We start from the raw sequence: 21,418 nt of genomic DNA, 5'->3' as shown, positions 1-21,418 counted from the left end.
AGAAAGTGCGAGTAGGAGGCCCGCATCTCGGGACTCGTGTGTGAGCCAAGGCTAAGAGCCAATCCCAATTACCTTCGTTTGCGAGGGTGCGGTGTGTTGCGTGGCTTGGATGATGCCTGACGGCCAGCCTTCTTCGTCCCAGGGATCGTTAGTGCTGCAGGGGACGAGATTAGCATGTCCGCCACCATCTCCAGTAAGGCGAGGTCGGCAGGTCCGGGCGGTGCGTTGGCCCGGAGCTGGTCGCCGTAGAGTGTTGCGGCCAGGGAATGGCGGAACGGCAAGGGCTCCCCGCGTTCCGTCGCAGCCAGACAGAAGTCGAGGGTCTCGGCATCGGGCGCTACGATAATGCCAAAGCCGGCATGGAACGGCCCGGCATCGAACAGCCGCAGGCCGATGACAGCATCTTCGGGGGCGGAGACCTCGAGGGCCTCGTCGACGAGCCAGACGCGACGTTGTCCGGCCAGCAGGTCCTCCAGCCAGAGCCCGGCCGCCTCATGCCGCTCGGCCACCCGGAAGATCGAGAACCACGCCCCGACCATGCGCTCGGCCAGGGCCCCTTCCACCCCGGTCAGGCGCTCGCCCTTCTCGGCGAGAAAGCGCTCGAACGCACGCCGGCCCCGCTGGTTCGGCTCGAACAGCGCGACATCGACCAGCATTTCGGCGGTGACCTCCTCGTCCAGCACCTCCGCCTCAGCCCACGGGGCGACCTGCTTGATGGCCCGGTCCAGATCCGCTCGGCCGCACGCCTTCGTCGCTGCGCTCAGCACGCGGCGGATGCCCGCTCGGATCGGGCGATACTGAGCCAGAACCTCGGCCCGTGTCATGGCCGCCCTCTCATGTCGCGTTCCCGTCAGTCACACGCTGGCAGATCAGGGCACAGGCGAGGTGGAGGAAAGCCGCATGGTTGGCCACCTTGCGCTCCCAGCGCACCAGCAACCGACGGTAGCGGTTGAGCCAAGCGTGTGTCCGCTCAACAACCCACCGGCGCGCCCGCTTACGCTTACCTTTCTGCTGACCCATTTCGTCTCGCCAACCGCGAATATGAACCCTATAGCCGCGCCGCGCTGCCTCGTGCCGCGAGCCCGCATCATCATAGCCGAGGTCGAGACACAAATGGTGCACCATGGCTGTGCGGGTGGGGCGCCGAGCCACCAGACTGTCGAGCGTCTCAGCCAGAAGCCGGTGGTCATTGCGATTGGCCGGCCCGACCACAAGAGCTAACGGCAGGCCCTTGCCGTCGACCAGCAGGGAGCGCTTCACGCCCTGCTTGCCGCGGTCGGTGGGATTGCGCCCAACCACCTCGCTGCGTGACAGCGGCGCTTTCGTCAGGCAGCCATCGACCGCAAGCCAGCGCCAGTCAATCCCGTGCACTTCATCGTAGCGCTGGGCCGCCACCCGCCACAACCGGAAGAACAGCCCGGCTCGGACCCACTCCTGAAACCGGCGATGCGCGGTCGAGCCTGAGCCAAGCCCGGTGGCATCCAGCGCTTTCCACTGACATCCCGTCCGCAGCACGAAGATGATCGCGGCCAGGACAGCTCGGTTCGGCACGCGCCGACGCCCACCCCCGAAAGGATGTGGCTTGGCAGGCTTGGGGATCAGCCGCCGGGCCAGAGACCAGAAGCGCTCGGATAACTGAAACGACGAATTCATCGGGGCACAACCAACAAACGTTCGGCCCCAGGATATGGCCCTTCATCCTTGCCCTTGCACGACCGCCGACCGCCCCGCCCGGTAATTGGGATCGGCTCTAAGGGGAGTTCCTGATCTCTATTGGCCGCAGCAGCCCATGATATAGGCGAGCTCATTCGTAAAATCAGGAATCCAGTCTTGCCACTATACACCGCATAAACCGTGTCCAACCCGTCTCCGACGAGCGGAGCAGACAATCAAGTCCCCGCCTCTCACTGGCGTCGGCTTCGGCCAGGTAGCTACCATAAGCAAATCCCAGCGCCACCCGGGGCATCAGGCCACCTGAATGGACATGTCACAGAAGGGTAAATGCCGATCAGCCTACGATACTGCTAGTGAGCGCACTGGAATCTGTACCCAGGACCTTCCGATTAAGAGCCAGATGGTCAAAGAGCGATTATCAGTGGACTCGAATCACATTTACGAAACCCTGCCGAACTTGGTCATGCGCTCCCACGGCTCAGAACGGCCTTACCCAATGCGGCAAGCCCTTCCGTACACGCTGCTAGACGCTCCACGCTCAGCCAGCGCTGCCAGTCCGGCATGATACTCCTGGCAGGATCGCTCAGGTGCGCCTGCGGCAGCCGGTAATGAAACACCGGCCTGGATGCGATCTTCTCATGCGGCAGAACAGAGCGCACCCGCTCCTCATCGAAGTGAGCTAGCAGGGGCAGAAGATCCAACGCACGCTTCCGGGTCGGGTTCGCCACAAGATAATCTTCGGTCAATTCCGGCAGGCGCGGCCAGTAGGTGGGATCAAGCACGCGGTGCTTGTAGGCCTGCGGGTAGTCGGGCGGTAGGACGAGGGCATGACGAAAGCTCCCGTGCGCGATTTCCCGCCGCAGCCGGTCGCCGACCAGGAGAAAAGCCTTCAGAAAGGCCATTACCGTTGTCGCATCAAGATGCGGTGGATCGATGTTGAAGTGGAGGCCCAGCGAGTCCCAGAGCACGGCCCCGCGGCCATGCGCTCCCGCTGCCCGCAAGCTGGCTATGACGATGTCCATCTGCGAGAGCCGGGCGATGGGCAAGGGGGCGGTGATGAGCTCGCGCGGGACAAACGGTGCGGTCACTGTGCCGAGCCATGTCGCCAAGCGGCGGTTCAGCCTAAGGTCGAGTTCCGGATGGTGGTCAGGGTGAACGTGCCGCAGGTCGGTTTCGATCAGCAGGTCGCCCAGGCCGGTGCCGGTGACCCTGAAAGCGTGCGGGTCCTCAGCCTCACAGCTTCCGCCAAGATCATTCGCAAGGGCCTCCGCGGCAGCCCGGGCTGTGGGGCCCAGGAACTCGATCTCAACCCCGACTCGCCGGAACGAGCCGTCCGCGCCCATCAGAATGGGTGGGTTAAGAGCGCCGGCTGTGATGGCAATGTCGTTCATCATCGCCTGACATGGGGACGATGGAGACTGACCTCAATGAACGATCCTGCGGCTCCTGTACAATCTGCGGACGGCTGGTGCAGACAAGGATAAGGCCGTGCCGGAATGCATTACTTCTTGCCTCGTATACCTCATGAGGACGATACAAAATATTATTGAGGTCCGGTAAGGCTTGCGACAGCCGTTCTGGATCAACAACTTAAACGAGTGACGGCTTCCAAAGGACCTTACCGCGATGTCCATGTCGTTGCTGGCTTCTGCTAGACCATCCGCACGCGAGTGCACCTATAACCTGTTCCGGAATAGGCCGCGGCCTGAGCTTCTCTGTGCTGTGCCGGAACACTGGCCCGTACCCAGGTTCCTCGACTTAGAAGGCTGGACGTTTGAGCGGCCTCTCCATGATGCCGACATAGCCCCGGCAGGCTTTGAGGATCGGGCCGCATCGGTTGGCGTGCGGTTTAACGGCTTTTACCTGTTCCAGGTCACAGCTTGGCAGGGGAAAGTGGCTGCTTAGTCGCGCGGGAGTCCACCCGGCGTCGTCCCATCAAGCGAGTATGAGCCATTCTGAACGGACGCCCCGCTCGTCTGAGTCATGGAAAATACTTAATCTGGTATTTGCGGGAGGAGCCGTATAGGCAAGTAACACGTGTTGAGGTCACAAGGCCGGAGGCCGATCCGAACTCACCGCCGGTTTCTTTCGGCATACAGGTACATCGGGGACAAGGCCGTCCGTGAAGATCATTGTGCACCATTTCTGCTGCGGCTTTTGACGGAGTGTAAATGCAATGAGCGACTTCCCGCGCGCTGCACCTTCACATTGTCTGTCCGGGCAACTCAGAACCCTTCTTGGGATTTCTGTACAGAGAACATCGTGTGTCTTCAGATGGCAACAGCACTATTGGCTCACAGCACTTCTCGACGTTCAACCCGGTGACCGAATTCTGGTGTTGGGATGCGGTTCCGGGCTAGAGCTGTCTCTCTGCCTGGCCTACGGCGCAAGCAGGGTTGTTGGCTTCGATCCTTGGTTGGTGAAGCTCGCCATCGCGTACCGCCGCAACCGCGCCGCATGTCTTCTAGGTCGGCTGAGTCTGCGTCACGGAGCGCTGGAGGCCCTAAGCGGCGGCATCGAGCCTGTCAATAAAGTGCTCTGCATCAACACAGTCGAAGACGTGGAAAATCGGATTGGAATTCTTCGCAGGCTATCCGACGTTATCGCCGCTGGTGGTCGCATTATCATTGCAACAGATGCCCAAGCATCGCTGGGAGGTGCCACTGCACTCGGCGAGGATACACGACTCGACATGATCGGCGCTGGATGGACGGGAACACGTGTAGAGGCTCTACCACGCCGGAGAGGCTCTTTGGTCTGCACAATCGGCCATCGACGTCGCTGATACGTGTTGCAAGATGAGCATGTAGATCAGGTGTTCTGCGGTTGATCCCTGCACCGGGGCGGGTATAGCATCGCTTCACTTGAGCCATCTCTATGGCCGCTTGAGCATTTGCTCACTGTGTCAGACAGCGGTCTGATGGATCGTGTCGAGCAACGGCATCAGATTGAATTGCGAGATAAACTTATTGCGAAGTTGCTCGACGCTGAGCAACCGCATTTGCTGAAGGCACAGGATGAGCGCTTCCGGACCGGGGAAGAATTCTCGGTCACCGGGCGAGGAGAATCCGGCTGTGACCCACAAGACTGGTCATCAGGCTGCTAGAGTATTGGATCCAGAAGCGGGCTCCTGTTTGTAGTATCCAACGATGCTCCATTTCTTGAAGTTCGAATCGTTGGATCCGAACCGAAGGTCCACGTGAGCAAAAAACCGGGTCCAGTTTTCCGCTCGATGCGCTACCGCGGACCGCGTTCGTGAGCACCAAGCTAAGCTCCTCACGCAGAAGTGAGATCGGGCGGTTCCATTTGCCATACAACGGACCCAATGTTCCCTGTTTTCGATACCGTTCTTTAATCCTATCCCGGCACTTATCGCCAGGAGAGGGGGTGGATCCGGGCACCTGTCCGCCGCTCCCGCCGTCGACCACACCTAACCGGGAAGAGCCTGCGCTCATGTTGTCTCGCCGTACCCTCCTGACTGGATCGCTCGCCCTCGTCTTCACGCCGGCGACCGGAGCCTTGGCCCAGCAACTCGCTCAGAGCCAGGCCGAGTGGTCGCAGAACTACGAGGCGGTGTCCCGCACCCGCGTGCAGCGGACCTCTACGCCCATGCTGTCTCAGGAGGCGCTCGCCGCCACCGAGCAGATGATCGAGTATTACCGCAACATCTCCGCCCGGGGCGGCTGGCAGCCTGTGCAGGGCGTCCAGGGCCTGCGCGTCGGCTCCAAGAGCCCGGCCGTCATGGCCCTGCGTCAGCGCCTCATCATCACGGGCGACCTCGATCAGGCCGCCGGCGAATCGCCGATCTTCGATTCCTATGTCGAGGCCGCCGTCCGCCGCTTCCAGGCCCGCCACGGCATCAGCTCCACCGGTACTGTGACTGCCCCGACGGTGGCGGCCATGAACGTGCCGGTTGACGTCCGCATCCGTCAGCTTGAGATCAACGTCTCTCGCCTGCGCACCCTCGGCGGCGCCGGACTTCCCAACAAGTACGTGGTCGCCAACATCCCGGCGGCTCTCGTGGAGACGGTGGAGGGCGGCGTCGTTCATACCCGTCACGCGGCCGGCGTCGGCAAGATCGACCGTCAGTCGCCCATCATCAATGTTAAGATCACGGAAGTGAACTTCAACCCGTTCTGGACGGTTCCAGCTTCGATCATTCGGAAAGACCTGATTCCGAAGATGCAGAAGGAGCCGAACTACCTGACCGAAAACAAGATCCGAATCATCAACGGTCAGGGTCAGGAGATTAGACCCGAGCAGATTAACTGGAACTCAAATGAAGCCACTCGGTATATGTTCAAGCAAGATCCCGGCGGTGAGATCAACTCGATGGGCTTCGTTCGCATTAACATGCCGAATAAGGATGGAGTCTATATGCATGACACTCCGTCCAAAGGCATCTTCGGCGACGATTTCCGTTTCGTGTCGTCCGGCTGCATCCGCGTACAGAATGTGCGTGACTACATCGAGTGGCTGCTGAAGGACACCCCCGGCTGGAGCCGCGAGCAGATCGACGCCACCTTCAAGTCCGGCGACCGCATCGATGCTAGGCTCATGCAGGCGATCAATGTCTACTGGGTCTACATCACGGCTTGGGCGACCCCGGACGGCTTGGTGCAGTTCCGCGACGACATCTACAACAAGGACGGCCTCGGCAACGCCATCCCAGTAGCGAGCCGCACCCCGACCGAGCCAGATCAGGAGATGTTCCTGCAAAACTAGAGGGAAGCCAGTTTGTTGAGCATTGTCTCGATCTGCTCTCGCCCCTGCTCAAAGTTCGATGCGCGCACTTCTGGATTGCGGAGGGGCTGACCGCCGTGATTGATCGACATACAGAGCCGGACGACAGCAACTGTCTCACCTTGACGCAACCGGCGACTCGAAGGATCTGCCACGGCATCTATTCGGCTGGAACAGGCACCATCCTTGCCTGCACTGGCGCTCCGATGCGGAAGCGCCGGTCACTCAGTGACAAGGTGCCGCCCGCAGCCATAACAATCGCACCAAGCCAGATGAGCAGGATCAGAGGTTTGTAGTAAAGCCGGATGGCAATCGCACCATCCGCCTGCACGTCACCAAAACTGATGTAGATTTGGCTCAACCCGATCGTGAGAATGCCGGCTTCCGTCGTCGGCATGCCTCGGGCTGGATAGACGCGCTTCATCGTCTCGACAGTGCCAATGGCCCGGTCAGCCCGAATTACTGACAGCCGTGCCACATCCTCGCGATAATTAGGGCCGGTCCTCGGCTGAACACTCTCCAGACGCGCCTGATATGACCCTACTCTGACCTGCTCACCCAGGCGCATCGTCGCTATATTCTCGACGCCCCAGGCTGACGCGGCGATGCCAATCACAGTCAAACCAACGCCAGCATGAGCCATCACCATACCCCAGGCCGAGCGCGGCAGGCCAGCCACCTTGCGCAACGTAATGCTGAACGGCTGACCACGTCGCCAGGATCGCGTCACGATCTCATTGAGGGAACCTAGGATCAGAAACACGCCGAGACCAACGCCGAGCGGCGCTGCAACGGGCCCTTTGATCGTGAGAGCAAAGAGAACGAAAGTGGCAAACAAGGTGAAGCCGAACACCAGGAAGAGGCGTTGGGTCGTGCCAAGGAGGTTGCCCCGTTTCCAGGCTAGGGCCTGGCCGAGAGGCAACAGCAGGAGAAGCGGAACTACAAGTGGCACAAAGGTTAAGTTGAAGAAGGGCGCGCCGACCGAAATCTTTTCCCCGGTCAGAGCCTCCAAGGCCAGCGGGTAGAGCGTGCCGATGAAGACGGTCGCGCAGGCAGTCGCCAGGAAGAGATTGTTCATCACGAGCGCCCCCTCCCGCGACACCGGCGCGAACAGGCCGCCCTGCCGTAGGAGCGGTGCACGCCATGCGAACAGGGCCAGCGAACCGCCGATAAAGACGATGAGAATGGCGAGAATAAAGACACCACGGGCCGGATCAACGGCGAAGGAGTGCACCGACGTTAGGATGCCGGATCGGACCAAAAACGTTCCGAGCAGCGATAAGGAGAAAGTGAGAATGGCGAGCAGGATTGTCCACACTTTGAGTGCATCCCGGCGCTCCATGACCACGGTGGAATGCAGGAGGGCTGTGCCAGCGAGCCAAGGCATGAAGGAAGCGTTCTCCACCGGATCCCAAAACCACCAGCCACCCCAGCCGAGTTCGTAGTAGGCCCAGTACGAGCCCATAGCGATGCCCAGTGTCAGGAAGATCCAGGCCCCGAGAGTCCAGGGGCGCACGACTCTCGCCCAGACCGCATCAATGCGCCCGCCGATCAGGGCTGCCACGGCGAAGGCGAATGAAATCGAGAAGCCCACATAGCCGAGGTAGAGGAGCGGCGGATGAATCGCGAGCCCGAGATCCTGCAGCAGCGGGTTCAGGTCCTGCCCCTCGAGCGGAGCAGGAGTGACCCGCGTGAACGGGTTTGAGACGATGAGCAGGTAGAGCAGAAACGCCAGGGTAATCGATGCTTGGACGGCAAGCGTATTGGCCCGAAGCCGCTGCGGCACTGCATCCTTTGCCATAGCAAGAATGGCCCCGAACAAGGTCAGGATCAGAACCCAGAGGAGCATCGAGCCCTCGTGGTTTCCCCACACCCCCGAGATTTTGTAGATCATCGGCTTTGTCGAGTGGGAGTTTGCGACCACGTTCAGAACCGAGAAGTCGGAGGTCACATAAGCGGTGGTCAGCGCCAAGAAGGCAAAGGCAACACAGCCCGCCACCGCGAGGGCGGTTGCCGGCGCGACCCCCATCAAGGCAGGATCGTTGACCCGTGCACCCCAGAGCGGCACAATGATCTGGATCAAAGATAAGCTCAAAGCCAACGCGAGGGCATAATGTCCGGCCTCAATGAGCATTGGTCATCTCCACTCTCTGATCAGCGTTCGCGCCTGGTCTGATCGCTCGTTGACGCCCGGTTGGATTCAGCAATCCCGGGGTCAAGGTCACTCAAGCGACGCTCTTCAAGCCTACTCGCAGACCAGAAAATCTGGAAGGTCATCGTTGATCCACTATTGACCAACCCCTGGTTGAATAACGACGAACCGGCAGAGGCCCATGCGGCGTCGCGCCTACGATGCCACTTGGTTGAGACGGCAAGCGATAGCACCAACCCGGCAACCTGTTGCAGCAGGCCGAATGCTGCAATCAACCAAGGCAGGCCGATGTTGGACGAGATGTCATTTCAATCAGGATGGAGGGTGGTCGGGGCTGTGCCCCATTAAGCATAAGCAAACCCAGCGCGATCCTTGCGCTCCAGGTCGGTCTCGAGGCGTTGTACGGTTTGGGTTTTGCCCCTCCCGGGAGCCAAACCCATCCGCGCAAAACCCTGAAACAGCAGGCGGCAGACCCTTAAACTTCAGGAAAGGCCCCGGCCGTCCGCCTTGGCCGGCCACGGCATCCGCAGTGTCCGGCAGGGAGCGGCGCCCGGCCGGCACTTGGGCCGGAACCATTGTGACGATACCGGTGCCGCTCCGGCTCGGTCGGATCCGCAGGTCGCCGCCGAACTTCTCCAGGCGGGCCCGCATGGCCGCGATGCCGACGCCGAACCGGATCGCTCCATCTGGCCGGGCCGGGGTTGCCATGCCGTGTCCGTTGTCGGGGATGCTGACGGCCAGATTTCGGGACATGATTCGGGTATTGACCGACACGTGCGAGGCGCCGGCGTGCCGATGCACGTTGGTGAGAGCCTCCTGCACCACGCGCAGGACCGCCCGCTGCATGTCCGGCGGCAGCTCGTCGATCTCCTCCGGAATCCAGACCGGGGCGACAAGCTCCGTCCGCTCCACGAAGCCTTCGGCAAAGTCCCGCACCGAGGCTTGGAGTCAGTCCTTCTCCAGGTTCGGTGGATGCAGCAGGTAGGTGAAGATGCGCAACTCCCTCAGCGCCTCGGTGAGCAGACGCTCGACCTCAGCCAGGACCTTCCGGCCCGCAGGGCTCTGCCGGACCTCGGCCTGAGGGCCCGACAATCCGAGGTTCGCCGCCACGAGGTGCTGCGCCGTCGAGGCATGCAGCTCGCGGGCGATACGTTGCCACTCCTCCTCCTGAAGGGCGAGCAATGGCCTGGACAGTGCGCTGACCTCTTGTTCGCTCCCGTGACCTGATCCGACAGCGATCAGAGCGGCTGCTCTACTTGGCCAGTCGTGAACAGTGCGGCGAGGCCGCTGGCTGGATCGAGGAAGGTCGCCATTCCCTCCATCTGCCGCGGGACGCCCGTGACTGGTGCATTGACGAGAGAGCGGGACAGCGACCACGGTCGTCCAGTTGGTTGCCCCGGAACTCCGGTATGCGACCAGGACCGGGGCTCCGCTCTCGTCCACGTCATCGATCAAGATGGCTGTAGCCGGACGTGAAGATCAATTAGCTCTGCTTCGTTACATCAACTTGTCGATAAAATGGTCTGCCGCCGCGGTGGATCGCAAGGGTTACGCAGGATCCCTCGCGCTCAAGGCACCCCTCAGAGGTTAGAGATCAGGAGCACGCTGGTGCCGCGTGTTGATGGGAACAGAAACGCTAGGGCTGATAGGAGGTCCTCTGGCGTCGGCCACAGCTTAGTCTGTAATTCGGTCGCGTTCAGGTCTGTCACTTTGGAGCGTTCCGAGGACTTCGAGCATGATGTCGCAGAAGGGATCTCATCCCCCTTGGTTCCTTGCCTGAACCTTAGAATGCCTTATGTTTGCGACCTCAGCCGATGGGCTGGTTCCCAAACAATAGATACGCAAATGTGCAAATGGATGGCAGGACATCACGACAGTGATGCAGTCGAGAGAGATCTCGCGCGGGCAAAATCACTGCTCATCCGGCTTCGCGCCAAAATAGACAAAGGAGGCAATAGGAAGGCTCAGGCCTATGGACTTGCGTTGGTACATGTTGCAGACCTTCTATCCGGACTTCTTGGTATCCCAGCGAGCGATGCGTTGCTCGCACGTGGGGTCAGTTTGGATAATCTGAGGCGGTCGGCGTCGGGGCCGAGGTCCTTGAGGTGCTGGCTCATTTCGAAGAGCGTCGTCGGGCACACCTCCGGACAATGCGTGAAGCCGAAGAAGTAGGCCGTCGGCTTGCCCTTGAACGTCTCCTGGGTGACACGCTCGCCGTGGTGGTTCACCAGCGAGAATGGACCGCCAACGGCAGGCGTGCCCGCAGTCGTCACTGTCGCGGGCGGCGGCTGGCCGAGCCATTCCGTCCTGAACCAGCCAACTGTGATCCCGGTCACGACGAAGATTGCCACGGCGACCAGTACCCATGAGATCCAACGCACGAGTTTCAGAATGAACATGGCCGCCTCAGTGGTGCTGATGGGCGTTGGCTGCGGGGGCGGCCTGCGCGCCGATGCCGCCGACCTGGTATTCGATCTTGAGCACGCCCGCCTTCTCGAGGTGCAGAAATGGCCCAACATGCTCGCCTCAAGATCGATACAGGCATCCAGGTCTACTTCTGCGATCCGCACAGCCCATGGCAACGGGGCACCAACGAGAATACCAACGGACTGCTGCGTCAGTACTTCCCGAAAGGCACCGATCTGAGTGTGCACAGCACCGAGGAGATCGCCGCTGTGGCAGCCGCCCTCAACGCAAGGCCGAGAAAGACGCTGGGCTGGAGAACCCCTGCAGAGGTGCTTGACGAGTGGCTGCGAGAGGGCAACAGAATACGTGTTGCGACGACTGTTTGAAGCCGTCGAGCCTGCCGTCCGCACCAAAGGCGAGAGGGGCCGAGCCGGGATAGCCGAAGCGGCCGACCACCTTTGTCTCGCCGGTCTTCACATCAAGGGCGAGGAGGTCGGTTCCGACACCACCGGTGGCGTAGATGATGGAATCGGCTTATGCACCGAACGTGGACGTGAGGAGCAGGCCAGTCGCCACAATAAACAGGCACGAGACGGACCGCATGTCACCCTCCTGACCGGAACAGCACAAGCGAGCCTACACCCACTGAGCTTCGCACGGAAGCTGCACCGGTACATACCACTAATACTATGTCGCAATGGCCCGTCACAACGTGGCGAGCGCGGCCGCTCTATCCTCTGGAAAATCGAGCAGCGTAAAGAGTTTCCAATTTTGCATAGGCTGTTAACTGTTTGCTGCCTTGGGGGCCCTGATTATCTGTTTCCAGGATGCAGGGACCTGCCGCCAGATCCGACGATGAGCAACGCGGTATGGGGGTCAGGCCACGACCCATCCCCGTCAGGGCGGCGGAGCGCCGTGGCGAGATCCTATCGGAGCTAGGGACGCTGCCCTCAGCGTCGGGGAGGCGCACCGGGACAGCGCCGACGTCCACTACGCCCGCCGGTTCGATGACGTCAGTGGGCGTCTGGAGATTACCGCTGCGACACTGCATGCATCCCACGGTTGACGAAATTTCGAAACGATCCCGGGTGCGACCTGTTAACTCTCGTTTAGCTTCTGCCTTGAGATCGCCCATCTTGCTGTGTCAGGTTTGATGAACAAAACCTTAACGGAACAGCGGTGGGGCAATGCGGCAACCTCTCTTCGGGCTTCTGAACATTCGGCCTTTTCTCAAGAGCACGCTCCGTTTTGCTGCGATCTCCTTAGCTCTGACTGTGACAGCCGCGGCGGCACAGGCGCAAACTCTACCTGCCCTGCCGACAGTTTCCCAACCTATCGCCAAGGTCGGGTCTGCTAAACCCATCATGGGTTGGGTCCGCTTCTGCGAGCAGAACCCGGCGGAATGCGCCGTCGACCCGTCCGAGCCCGCCACCATCAACCTCACGCCGAACGACTGGCAGACCCTCATCCGGGTCAACCGGCAGGTCAACGCCGCCATCAAGGCCAAGACCGACCAGGACCATTGGGGCGTTGAGGACCGTTGGGATTTTGCCGAGGATGGCTACGGCGACTGCGAGGACTACCAGCTCGTCAAGCGCAAGCTCCTGGTCGGGGCCGGCTTCTCCCGCCGGGCGTTGAGGATGGCGGTCGTCATCGACGAGGAAGGCGCGGGGCATGCCGTGATGATGGTCCGCACCGACCGTGGCGACTTCGTTCTGGACAACAAGAGGAACGCCATCCTGCCTTGGCATAGGACCGGCTACGCCTATGTGAAGCGCGAGGGTGACGAGGGCTCGACTTGGGCCTCGCTCGGCGGCACGTTCTCCTCCCCGACCGCCACCGCAGGCCGCTAACCGGACCAACCGGGCTCCCTGCGGTCTGCTGGTTTAAGAGAAGGGTTCAGGCGTCGGCTTCAAGCCGAGGATCGGACGACCTTTAGGTCATGGCGGGCATGATTGATAATTGCCCATGAGGATTGCAGGAATAATCCCGCGATTACAACTGCTACCACGAGGTCGGGCCACGGCGTTGCCGTCCACGCGACCAGACCGGCGGCAATGATGACCGCGGCGTTGCCGATGGCATCGTTCCGGCTGAACAGCCGCACCCGAGCCGACGCGACGTTCACGACGAGGGCGATCACCCCGAACAAGCCCATGATGTCGGCCTCGGGCTGCTGCAGGACGAACCCCGGTTAGACGGACAGGCCAGCCCCCCAGCCCGAGGAGGCCAAGGAAGATGCCCTGGAGCAACGCCGAACGGGCCCGCCAGACCAGGCTCCATCCGATGGCGAGAAGGCCCAGGAGCGTGATCGTGCCGTCGCCCAGAAAGTCGAGGGCGTCCGCCTTCAGGGCTTGCGACCCGGAGACGAACCCGGCCACGATCTCGGCCAGCCCATAGCCGACGTTCAACACCACGACGGTCCACAGGGCCCGCCGGTAGGCTGGGGTGACGTGGGAACAGTCCTGGATCCCGTCGTCATCCCCGCTCATGGTTTGGATCTCCTTTCAGCCGTATGTTGCTCATGACGAAGCCGCTGCGTGGCAGCGCCGGGAGCCTGGCGCGGTCAATCCGCAGGTCCTGCTCCGGCACGTCGTACGCCATGTCCCTGGCCAGAACGCCCACCGCGACCTTCATCAGTTCGATGGTGATCCACTCGCCCGGGCAGCGATGGGTCACGTGATGCTCGCCTCCGCCTTGAGGAATGAAGTTGAACGGGCCTCTGTCCCACTGCCGGAATCGCTCCGGCCGGAACTCCTCCGGTTTGTCCCAGGTCCGCGGGTCGTGGTTGGTGCCGTACAGGTCGAGCATCACGCTCCTGCCGCGCGGAAACCGGTAGCCGTTCCAATCAAAGTCATCCCGCACCCGCGCCATGACGGCGGGGAAGAACGGATAAGACCGGCGCACCTCCTGCACGAAGAGGTCCACGTAGTTGTCCTTGTCCTCCTCTAGTCTCTGCCGGCATTCGGGATGGAGTTGCAGGGCGTGGGCGGCGAACGTGATGAAGACAGAGACAGCCACGGTCGGCCGCAGGAGGTTCAGCAACTCTACAGCGGCCACTCGAGCAGGCAGCAATACGCCATTCAGGTCTCGGTGCGTGGCGATGATCTCCAAGGGGCTCCGCTCTGGCGGGCGGAGTTGCCCGGTTCGAACCTGCTCGACGATGCCTCCGACCCATCGTTCGGCCCGCCAGCGGGCGAGGCGCGACCACAGGTGCCTTGGTCCCACCGCGGCTGCGGCGTCGAATAGAGCCACCAGCTCCCCGGTTCTCTGCGGGACCTCAGCGTCGGCGAGCGGGACGCCAGCCCAGGCGCACACGGCGCGGGTCAGGACCGGATGGAGCGCGGGATACAGGACCACGCGATCCATCGCAGCCCACCCGCGGGCCTGGGCTCGCCAGTGCTCCGCTACGAGGGTGCCCAAATGTCGGATGCTCTCAGGCGTCATCAGCGACAGGAACATTTCTTTGCGGCGTCGATGCTGCTGATCATCAAGCCCCTGCACACCGCCCTTACCCAGCAGCGTGCTGCGGATCGGCTCCGGCATGGCGCCGCGGCGGATGAAGCGGTGCGGGTCGTAGAACAGCTTGGCCGCCTCTGGCCCGGTCATGCAGACGGTCCGGCGAAGCATGAGACGGGCCTCAAACAGATCGCCCCCGTACCGGCGGCATCTCCTCAACACGAACTCGTAGGGCTCGCGGAACAGGGCCAGCGTGCTGTCAAAGCTGGGATCGCGTGGGATCTGGCGCACAGTGTATCTTCCTTTATCCTCAATCGGATCCAGCCTGCAACATGCGTTCTGTGGCACCCTGGGCGGTCTCTGAACGTATTTGCCCGGTAGGGCGGTTGCGCTTGCGTTCGACGGGGTGGCACCTGCATTAATGGTACAGGCCTCCCCCCGATCTGGCGGCTGGATCCCGACCTAGGGCTCGTCACGCGTTGACGTGGAGTGCTTCCGGTTAAGGCTCCCTTGATGCTGAGACCGGGGTTGGGGCACGACGGGCATCTCGCGCTTCCTCAAGGATCTCCCATCCACCCTTGAGGACGATCCCAGCCACAGCCAGCCCGATCAGCAGGTCAGGAAGCGGAGACTGAAAGAACATCACCGCAACGCCAGATAGGACGATTCCAGCATTGGCGAGCATGTCATTGGTGGTGAAAATCCATGACGCCTTCAGGTGCACCCCCTGCTCGCGATGAGACCGCAGCAATCGGAGGCAGACGAGATTTGTCGCCGCGTTCGCGATCGCGGTGATGATCATTGCAATGCCGACCGGCTCTGCCCCAGCGATGAAACGACGGATGACTTCACCGAGCAATCCGAGACCCAGCATAATCAGGAACACGCCGGAAAGGCGTGCGACACGGGCTTTGGCAACAACGGTGCGACCTACGGCGTACAAGCTGATGGCGTAGACCCCGGCATCCGCAAGATTGTCGAGTGCCGCGCCCATCAGACCGGTTGAATCTGCCACAAAGCCGACTGCGCCGACGGTCAAGGCCTGTACCAGGTTGATAACCAAAACCCATACGAGTGTGCGCCGTTCCTCGGCATTGCGCGCGTCGAGGCGGATCTCGCCTCCTTCATCATTTCCTTCAGAGCCCATCTCTGATCTCCAGGAGGAGGATGTTGAGAGACCGAAGTAACAAACCAGGGTCAGGAATCGGAGCGTGGCTGTGACGTGGAGCCGGCACAATCACGAACCATCGCGCCATCAAACTGTGTAGGACTAACCATGGGCATCACTCAACAATGAGCCTTAAACGTTTGAAGATATGTTTGTGCACGTGTCTTCAACGGCCGCCCTTAGTTTAATGTTCCGCTGCCCGATGAGCGGCCGTGCCTGTTGTCTGTTGATGTTAGCGGGATGGTCTAAGGGACCTGCCACGCAACATTGTTTTGCTGTGTATCCAAGGCTTGTGCCGCATGAGCAACGTTATATGAGATATCAACTGTCAGCGTCCGGAGATGACGAACCCGGACGCGAGGACATAGCTTGCGGCCGTTGATGCGCCAGTTAGGGCCATACCAAACGCGCGGCTGGGTGCGCCTTTCGCGTAACCGAGTGCAAAGGCCATTCGACCGACCCAGTACAGGACGGCCAGCACAGGGATGAGGATCAACTCGGATTCACGCAGCACCGTAGCGAGGATAAGGTGTGCACCGACGGCGAGCACCGTCTGCTCGAGCGAGGTTTGCAACACAGCCGCACGAGCTGCGAGCGCCGGGCTGGGCGGGCCGAATGCTGCTCCTCGTCGGTCCACAGGCGAGTTGAATCGGCCTCTGGCCACTGACCGGACGCACGCAGCCAGCCACATGAATACCAGCAGGTCAGCTTTGAGAGCGAAAGCGATCTGATCGCCGACGGGCATGCCCCTGTCCAATCCAAAGAACTCAGCCGGCAGCCAAGCAACACCGATACCGAGCACTACAGTGGCGACAAGCAACGCCAGGATGCTCCCGCGAGAAATGCTCCATTGCTCCTTGTCGAAAGCCATATTCGTTCCCTCCACAGACGCAAATCTGATCAAAGCGCATATGCTGAGTTCCCTCACCACGACGGCAGCCCTACCTGGCACAACTAGGGTTATTCTCCCATTCGGCCGATCTGGATCGAGCGCAGCGACATTCGTGCACAAGATTTTAGCTCTGGTGCCATGGTCAGGCAGAGATTCGGAGCAAAAGCACGATCCCCCTCTGAAGGCGCAACAGGCACGATACACGTTCAACCTGATCGCGGAGGTGGTGCGCCATTGACGCGACGACGATCCGGGTTTAATTCAGCCGACGTCCTGACCTCTAGAGACTATAGCTTCAAGAGAGTTTTTCCAATGGATCTCCCGATTGGCGAGCTGTCCCGCCGGACTGGCGTGAAGGTACCGACGATCCGCTATTATGAGCAGATCGGTCTTCTCCCCTCGCCGACCAGAACCGGGGGACAGCAACGCCGTTACAATGTCGATGATGTCGACCGGCTGAACTTCATCCGGCATGCTCGTGAACTCGGGTTCGAAGTCGAAGCCATCCGGCAACTTCTCAGTCTCACAGGTGATCCAGACCGCTCCTGCGGTGATCTTCATGAGATTACAAAGGCACATCTTCATGAAGTGAACAGCAAGATCGAACGCCTGATAGCCCTTCGAGACGAGCTCCGAACCATCATGGATTGCGACAGCCAGCGGGTGGCCGGATGTCGGATCATAGAAGTCTTGGCTGACCACGGACGGTGCCAACACCGTCAGCATTAAGTGCATGCGCATGCCAGGGCGATGCCTCAGCGTCCCCTCTGCATTGGATGGCATGCAACCCAGGCACCGTGGCAATGCCATCGTCCACGGACCTCACCGAGAGAGCCGGTACGGACGTCCTAATCAGTTTCCTGAGGATTTCGGCAGTTCGGATGATTGTAGGCTGACCCGGGCTACTAGGACGCCGGCAAGTTGATCGAAGCGGCATTCCGCGAGGCGACGTCCGGGCGGCCTCACTGACTTCGAGCGGGAGCGCTCATGTCCAACGTGCAACGAAGCTCTTCTAACCTGGGGGAGTTTCGGCTTTTGCTCGGCAGGCTAAGGCGCTCCCATGGCCATCGCCGTATGCAATTCAGTTACGGTCGTGGCAGCGAGTTAACACCTTGAGCTATGTCATCGGCCCATGCGCAGTTCACCCGTGTTTGTCAGCCCCCTCACCCCAGGTTCCATCCTCCTTTTGGCTGGGAGCCGCGCATTTTCGATGTAGAAACACGGAAATGGCGGCTGAGGAGGCTCCGGTTCCCCAATACGAAAGTCTTCAGCTGGTGTCTCTAAAGAGATGGCCACCATGAGCAGATTTTAGCAGATTTTAAGTGTCAAGTAACACAAACAATTGTACAGATGTTGCAGGTTTTAGCGGCAGACTGCAAAGCCGCATAAGAACAAGGGGACTCAATATGAGGCGTCTATGGATTGCAGCGAGCCTGACGCTCGCGCTCGCCGCCTGCCAGAGTGAGGGCGTCTCCACGAGCTCCACGAAGCATCTGGCGCCGATCCCAGCGGCCACCATGGCGCTGATGGCCAGCAAGGGGATGTCCCAGAACGACCCGATCCTGATGCGGTCGTACAAGAAGGAATCCGAGATCGAGGTCTGGAAGCGCGGACGCGACGGCCGCTACGCGCTCCTCAAGACCTACCCGATGTGCCGCTGGTCGGGCCAGCTCGGGCCGAAGACCCGGGAGGGCGACCGCCAGGCGCCGGAGGGCTTCTACACGGTCACCCCGGCCGCCATGAACCCGAACTCGCAGCTCTACCTCTCGTTCAACCTCGGCTACCCGAACGCCTATGACCGGGCCCATGGCCGGACAGGGGCGCACCTGATGGTGCACGGTTCATGCTCGTCGCAAGGGTGCTTTGCCATGACCGACGAGGCCATCTCAGAGGTCTATGCACTCGCCCGCGAGTCCTTCGCCAGCGGTCAGCGCGGCTTCCAGTTCCAGTCCTACCCGTTCCGGATGACGGCCGAGAACCTGGCCAAGCACCGCTACGACCCGAACATCGCCTTCTGGAAGAACCTGAAGGAGGGCTCGGACTACTTCGAGGTGGCCAAGCAGGAGCCGCAGGTGTCCGTCGTCAACCGGCAGTATGCCTTCGGCGGCGATGCCTCGGTCATGACAGCGGTGGCTCAGAAGCGGCAGAAGGACGAGCAGGAGGTCGCCGAGTTGGTGGCCAGCGGCGTACAGCCGATCAAGCTGGTCTACAACGACGGCGGCGGGCATGAGTCCTTCCGGCAGGTGCTGGCCGGCACCGCCGGGGAGGGTGGTTCGCTCGCGGTCGACGCCAACGCCCGCAACCGTCTCGGCGACGTCAGCCGGCCGGAAGCCTTGGCCTCTGGACCTCAGGAGGTCATCCTCGCCGCAAACGGCAAGCCGAGGCAGGAACCCTCGTCGGCGCTGGCCTATGCCTCGCAGAAGCCGGCCGTGGGCCAGACCCGCGCCAGCGGACCGGTCCGGCAGGCCGCCTCGGCGCCTGCGGCAGCGCCTGAGCCGACGGCCCCGGCCGCAGGTGGCGACGAGCGCTCCGTCCTGAAACGGATGCTTGCGTTTATTGGCGGGTAGGCGCACGTTCGCCGACGAAGCCGCTCCGGATCAAGACACCAGAGCCGCGCCCTGGCAGGCGCGGCTTCACCGTTTCTGGGATAGCGCGGCCTCGTCATCCGGCACGTTGTGGTCGAGTTCCTCCAGCCAGACGCCCGGTCCCGCATCGGACGGCGCACGCCAATCGCCTCGTGGCGACAGGGAGCCGCCGGACGAGATCTTCGGGCCGTTCGGCATCGCCGTGCGTTTGAACTGGCTGGTGAAGAAGCGGCTCAGGAAGACCCGCAGCCATCGCTTGATCTCGGGAAGCTCGTACGATCTGTGCGCGCTCTCCGGGATGTTCGGCGGCCAGGAGCCGGCCCCGGCATCCTTCCAGGCGTGCCACGAGAGATAGGCGATCTTGGACGGCCGGAAGCCGTAGCGGGTGAGATAAAAGAGGTTGAAGTCCTGCAACGCGTAGGGGCCGATCATCGCCTCCGTCGACTGGATCTGCCCGGACGCATCCTGCGGCACGAGTTCAGGCGAGATCTCGGTCGCCAGGATCGCGTGCAGGATGTCGGCGGTTGTCTCATCCACGTCACCGGAGGCGGCCACGAACCGGATCAGGTGCTGGATCAGGGTCTTCGAGACTGACGCGTTGACGTTGTAGTGGGACATCTGGTCCCCGACGCCATAGGTGCACCAGCCCAGCCCCAGTTCGGACAGGTCGCCCGTGCCGACGACGATGCCGCGGTTGTGGTTGGCGAGGCGGAACAGGTAGTCCGTCCTCAGGCCCGCCTGCACGTTCTCGAACGTGACGTCGTAGACGGGCTGCCCTTCGGCGAAGGGATGCCCCATGTCGGAAAGCATCTGCCGCGCGGCCGGCCGGATGTCGATCTCGGACGCGCTGACGCCGAGCGCCCGCATCAGGGCCCAGGCGTTGCCCTTTGTGCCCTCACTCGTCGCGAAGCCCGGCAGCGTGTAGGCGAGGATGTTCGTCCGTGGCAGGCCGAGCTTGTCCATGGCGCGGCTGCACACGAGAAGGGCTTGCGTCGAGTCGAGGCCGCCGGACACGCCGATCACGACCTTCTCAGTCCGCGTGGCTTGCAAGCGCTTGGCGAGGCCTTGGACCTGGATGTTGTAGGCCTCGTAGCAGTTCTCGGAGAGTTTGGCGGGGTCCGAGGGCACGTAAGGGAAGCGCTCGACGGGGCGACGGAGCGGGAGGGCCTCCTCCGGAGCATCGATGGACAGCGGGATGATCCGGAAGTCGTTGGGTGTGACACCCATCACGTCGCCGCAGTCGCGGAACGTGACGCGCCGCATCCGCTCCTGGCGCAGGCGTCCGAGGTCCACGTCGGCCACCGCCATGGTGGAGCCCGCGGGAAAGCGCTCGGTCTCGGCCAGGCGCAGGCCGTCCTCGAAGATGCCGCCATGGCCGTCCCACGCGAGATCGGTCGTGGACTCGCCCGGTCCTGCCGCCGAGTAGGCATAGGCCGCGATGCAGCGCATGGACTGGGATCCGCACAGCAGCCGCCGGTCCTCGGCCTTGCCAATGGTGATGTTGCTGGCGGATAGGTTGAGCAGGATCTCTGCCCCGGCGAGCGCCGCCTCAGTACTCGGCGGATGCGGCACCCACATGTCTTCGCAGATCTCGACATGGAAGGTGAACGGGCAACTGCCCGTCGACCGGAACAGGAGATCGATTCCCAATGGGACCTCAACTCCTGCGACGGTGATGGTCTGTCCCCGCACCTCCGCCCCGGGCGCGAAGTGGCGCCGCTCGTAGAATTCCCGGTAGTTGGGCAGATAGGCCTTGGGCACGACGCCGAGGATGCGCCCGGCATGGATCACGATCGCCGCATTGTAGAGGCGACCTCTGGACCGGAGGGGAGCCCCGACCACGAAGGCCGGGAAGAGGTCGGCGCTGTCGGCCACGAGGCGGCCGATCGCCTCTTCCACTGACTCCAGTAGGGCATCTTGATGGAACAGGTCGTCGATCGAGTATGCCGACAGTCCCAGTTCGGGGAACACCATGAGGGCGATGCGTTCCTGATGGCCTTGGTGCAGGAGTTCCAGCGTCCGCTCGCCATTAAACCCCGGATTCGCGACCTCCATCTGCGGAACGCAGGCGGCGATCCGGACAAGGTCGTGACGGTAGGGGGAGAAAAAGGAGATCATTGGTCGCGTACTCTTGGGGTCAGAGACAGCAAAGCCAAGTGCATCAGCAGCGCACCAGCGTCCCCGAAAGTACTTGGTGCGACAAGAGCCGCTCCGTTGGCCGGTGACAACCCAAGTGACCGAATGGAGTGACCGGACAAGGGGAGCGGTAGGAGACCGAACGTCGGGCATGCTCAACCCAAGCCCCGACTTGCAGCTGCGGAGAGCTCCCAACGGGAACC

At 61.8% G+C, this 21,418-nt stretch carries 17 protein-coding genes and 1 pseudogene; 6 read left to right on the top strand and 12 right to left on the bottom strand.

Translation table 11 applies throughout. The features are described from left to right. Nucleotides 1–68: 68 nt before the first annotated feature. From OC446_RS20500 to OC446_RS20490, 3 genes are all read right to left on the bottom strand, one after another. Nucleotides 69–824 (bottom strand): hypothetical protein, encoded by a 756-nt coding sequence (locus OC446_RS20500; RefSeq protein WP_262030870.1) that lies wholly within the window; start codon nt 822–824, stop codon nt 69–71. Between the two features lie 10 nt (nt 825–834). After that, the gene (locus tag OC446_RS20495; RefSeq protein ID WP_262030869.1) at nt 835–1,653 is read right to left on the bottom strand and encodes an IS5 family transposase; all 819 of its coding nucleotides are present in this window, start codon (nt 1,651–1,653) and stop codon (nt 835–837) included. Between the two features lie 482 nt (nt 1,654–2,135). After that, nucleotides 2,136–3,065 (bottom strand): amidoligase family protein, encoded by a 930-nt coding sequence (locus tag OC446_RS20490; RefSeq protein WP_262030868.1) that lies wholly within the window; start codon nt 3,063–3,065, stop codon nt 2,136–2,138. Between the two features lie 785 nt (nt 3,066–3,850). Between OC446_RS20490 and OC446_RS31095 the strand changes: the two genes are divergently transcribed. Then, entirely contained in the window at nt 3,851–4,459 is a 609-nt protein-coding gene (locus tag OC446_RS31095; protein ID WP_410055103.1) for an SAM-dependent methyltransferase, read from the top strand. 668 nt (nt 4,460–5,127) lie between these two features. Beyond that, nucleotides 5,128–6,399 (top strand): murein L,D-transpeptidase, encoded by a 1,272-nt coding sequence (locus tag OC446_RS20480; protein ID WP_262030867.1) that lies wholly within the window; start codon nt 5,128–5,130, stop codon nt 6,397–6,399. A gap of 178 nt (nt 6,400–6,577) precedes the next feature. On the opposite strand, the gene OC446_RS20475 is transcribed toward OC446_RS20480, so the two are convergent. The 4 genes from OC446_RS20475 to OC446_RS20460 form a co-directional block, all read right to left on the bottom strand. Then, complete coding sequence (locus tag OC446_RS20475) at nt 6,578–8,551, bottom strand: heme lyase CcmF/NrfE family subunit (RefSeq protein WP_262030866.1); 1,974 nt, start codon at nt 8,549–8,551, stop codon at nt 6,578–6,580. Nucleotides 8,552–8,881: 330 nt separating this feature from the next. Next, nucleotides 8,882–9,505, bottom strand: a complete 624-nt coding sequence (locus OC446_RS20470) for a sensor histidine kinase (protein ID WP_262030865.1) — start codon at nt 9,503–9,505, stop codon at nt 8,882–8,884. Nucleotides 9,506–9,517: 12 nt separating this feature from the next. Next, a complete protein-coding gene (locus tag OC446_RS20465; RefSeq protein WP_262030864.1) occupies nt 9,518–9,751 on the bottom strand; it encodes a histidine kinase in 234 nt (77 codons plus the stop codon). 788 nt (nt 9,752–10,539) lie between these two features. Continuing rightward, nucleotides 10,540–10,968 (bottom strand): SCO family protein, encoded by a 429-nt coding sequence (locus tag OC446_RS20460; protein WP_262030863.1) that lies wholly within the window; start codon nt 10,966–10,968, stop codon nt 10,540–10,542. 96 nt (nt 10,969–11,064) lie between these two features. On the opposite strand from OC446_RS20460, the pseudogene OC446_RS20455 reads away from it, so the two are divergent. Both OC446_RS20455 and OC446_RS20450 read left to right on the top strand, forming a co-directional pair. Beyond that, a pseudogene (locus tag OC446_RS20455) lies at nt 11,065–11,361 on the top strand (IS30 family transposase); the annotation flags it as partial. Nucleotides 11,362–12,162: 801 nt separating this feature from the next. Then, entirely contained in the window at nt 12,163–12,828 is a 666-nt protein-coding gene (locus tag OC446_RS20450; protein ID WP_262030862.1) for a transglutaminase-like cysteine peptidase, read from the top strand. Between the two features lie 59 nt (nt 12,829–12,887). Here OC446_RS20450 and OC446_RS20445 read toward each other — a convergent pair whose 3' ends face one another. From OC446_RS20445 to OC446_RS20425, 4 genes are all read right to left on the bottom strand, one after another. Continuing rightward, nucleotides 12,888–13,133 (bottom strand): hypothetical protein, encoded by a 246-nt coding sequence (locus tag OC446_RS20445; protein ID WP_262030873.1) that lies wholly within the window; start codon nt 13,131–13,133, stop codon nt 12,888–12,890. A 320-nt stretch (nt 13,134–13,453) separates the two neighbouring features. After that, nucleotides 13,454–14,725, bottom strand: coding sequence for a cytochrome P450 (locus tag OC446_RS20435; RefSeq protein ID WP_262030861.1), 1,272 nt, complete (start codon nt 14,723–14,725; stop codon nt 13,454–13,456). Between the two features lie 208 nt (nt 14,726–14,933). Next, nucleotides 14,934–15,581 (bottom strand): cation transporter, encoded by a 648-nt coding sequence (locus tag OC446_RS20430; protein ID WP_262030860.1) that lies wholly within the window; start codon nt 15,579–15,581, stop codon nt 14,934–14,936. 349 nt (nt 15,582–15,930) lie between these two features. Continuing rightward, nucleotides 15,931–16,473, bottom strand: coding sequence for an MAPEG family protein (locus OC446_RS20425; protein WP_262030859.1), 543 nt, complete (start codon nt 16,471–16,473; stop codon nt 15,931–15,933). A gap of 333 nt (nt 16,474–16,806) precedes the next feature. Between OC446_RS20425 and OC446_RS20420 the strand changes: the two genes are divergently transcribed. Together OC446_RS20420 and OC446_RS20415 are read left to right on the top strand one after the other, a co-directional pair. Next, entirely contained in the window at nt 16,807–17,223 is a 417-nt protein-coding gene (locus OC446_RS20420; RefSeq protein WP_262030858.1) for a MerR family transcriptional regulator, read from the top strand. A 677-nt stretch (nt 17,224–17,900) separates the two neighbouring features. Next, the gene (locus OC446_RS20415) at nt 17,901–19,061 is read left to right on the top strand and encodes a murein L,D-transpeptidase family protein (protein WP_262030857.1); all 1,161 of its coding nucleotides are present in this window, start codon (nt 17,901–17,903) and stop codon (nt 19,059–19,061) included. A 66-nt stretch (nt 19,062–19,127) separates the two neighbouring features. Here the strand turns inward: OC446_RS20415 and OC446_RS20410 are convergent, their stop codons facing one another. Next, nucleotides 19,128–21,197 (bottom strand): NAD(+) synthase, encoded by a 2,070-nt coding sequence (locus OC446_RS20410; RefSeq protein ID WP_262030856.1) that lies wholly within the window; start codon nt 21,195–21,197, stop codon nt 19,128–19,130. Between the last annotated feature and the right edge of the window lie 221 nt (nt 21,198–21,418).

The organism is Microvirga sp. Mcv34 (assembly GCF_024519725.1).
Lineage (GTDB): Bacteria > Pseudomonadota > Alphaproteobacteria > Rhizobiales > Beijerinckiaceae > Microvirga.
The sequence above is the reverse complement of the archived record's forward strand: the minus strand, read 5'-3'. Positions and strand labels throughout refer to the sequence as shown.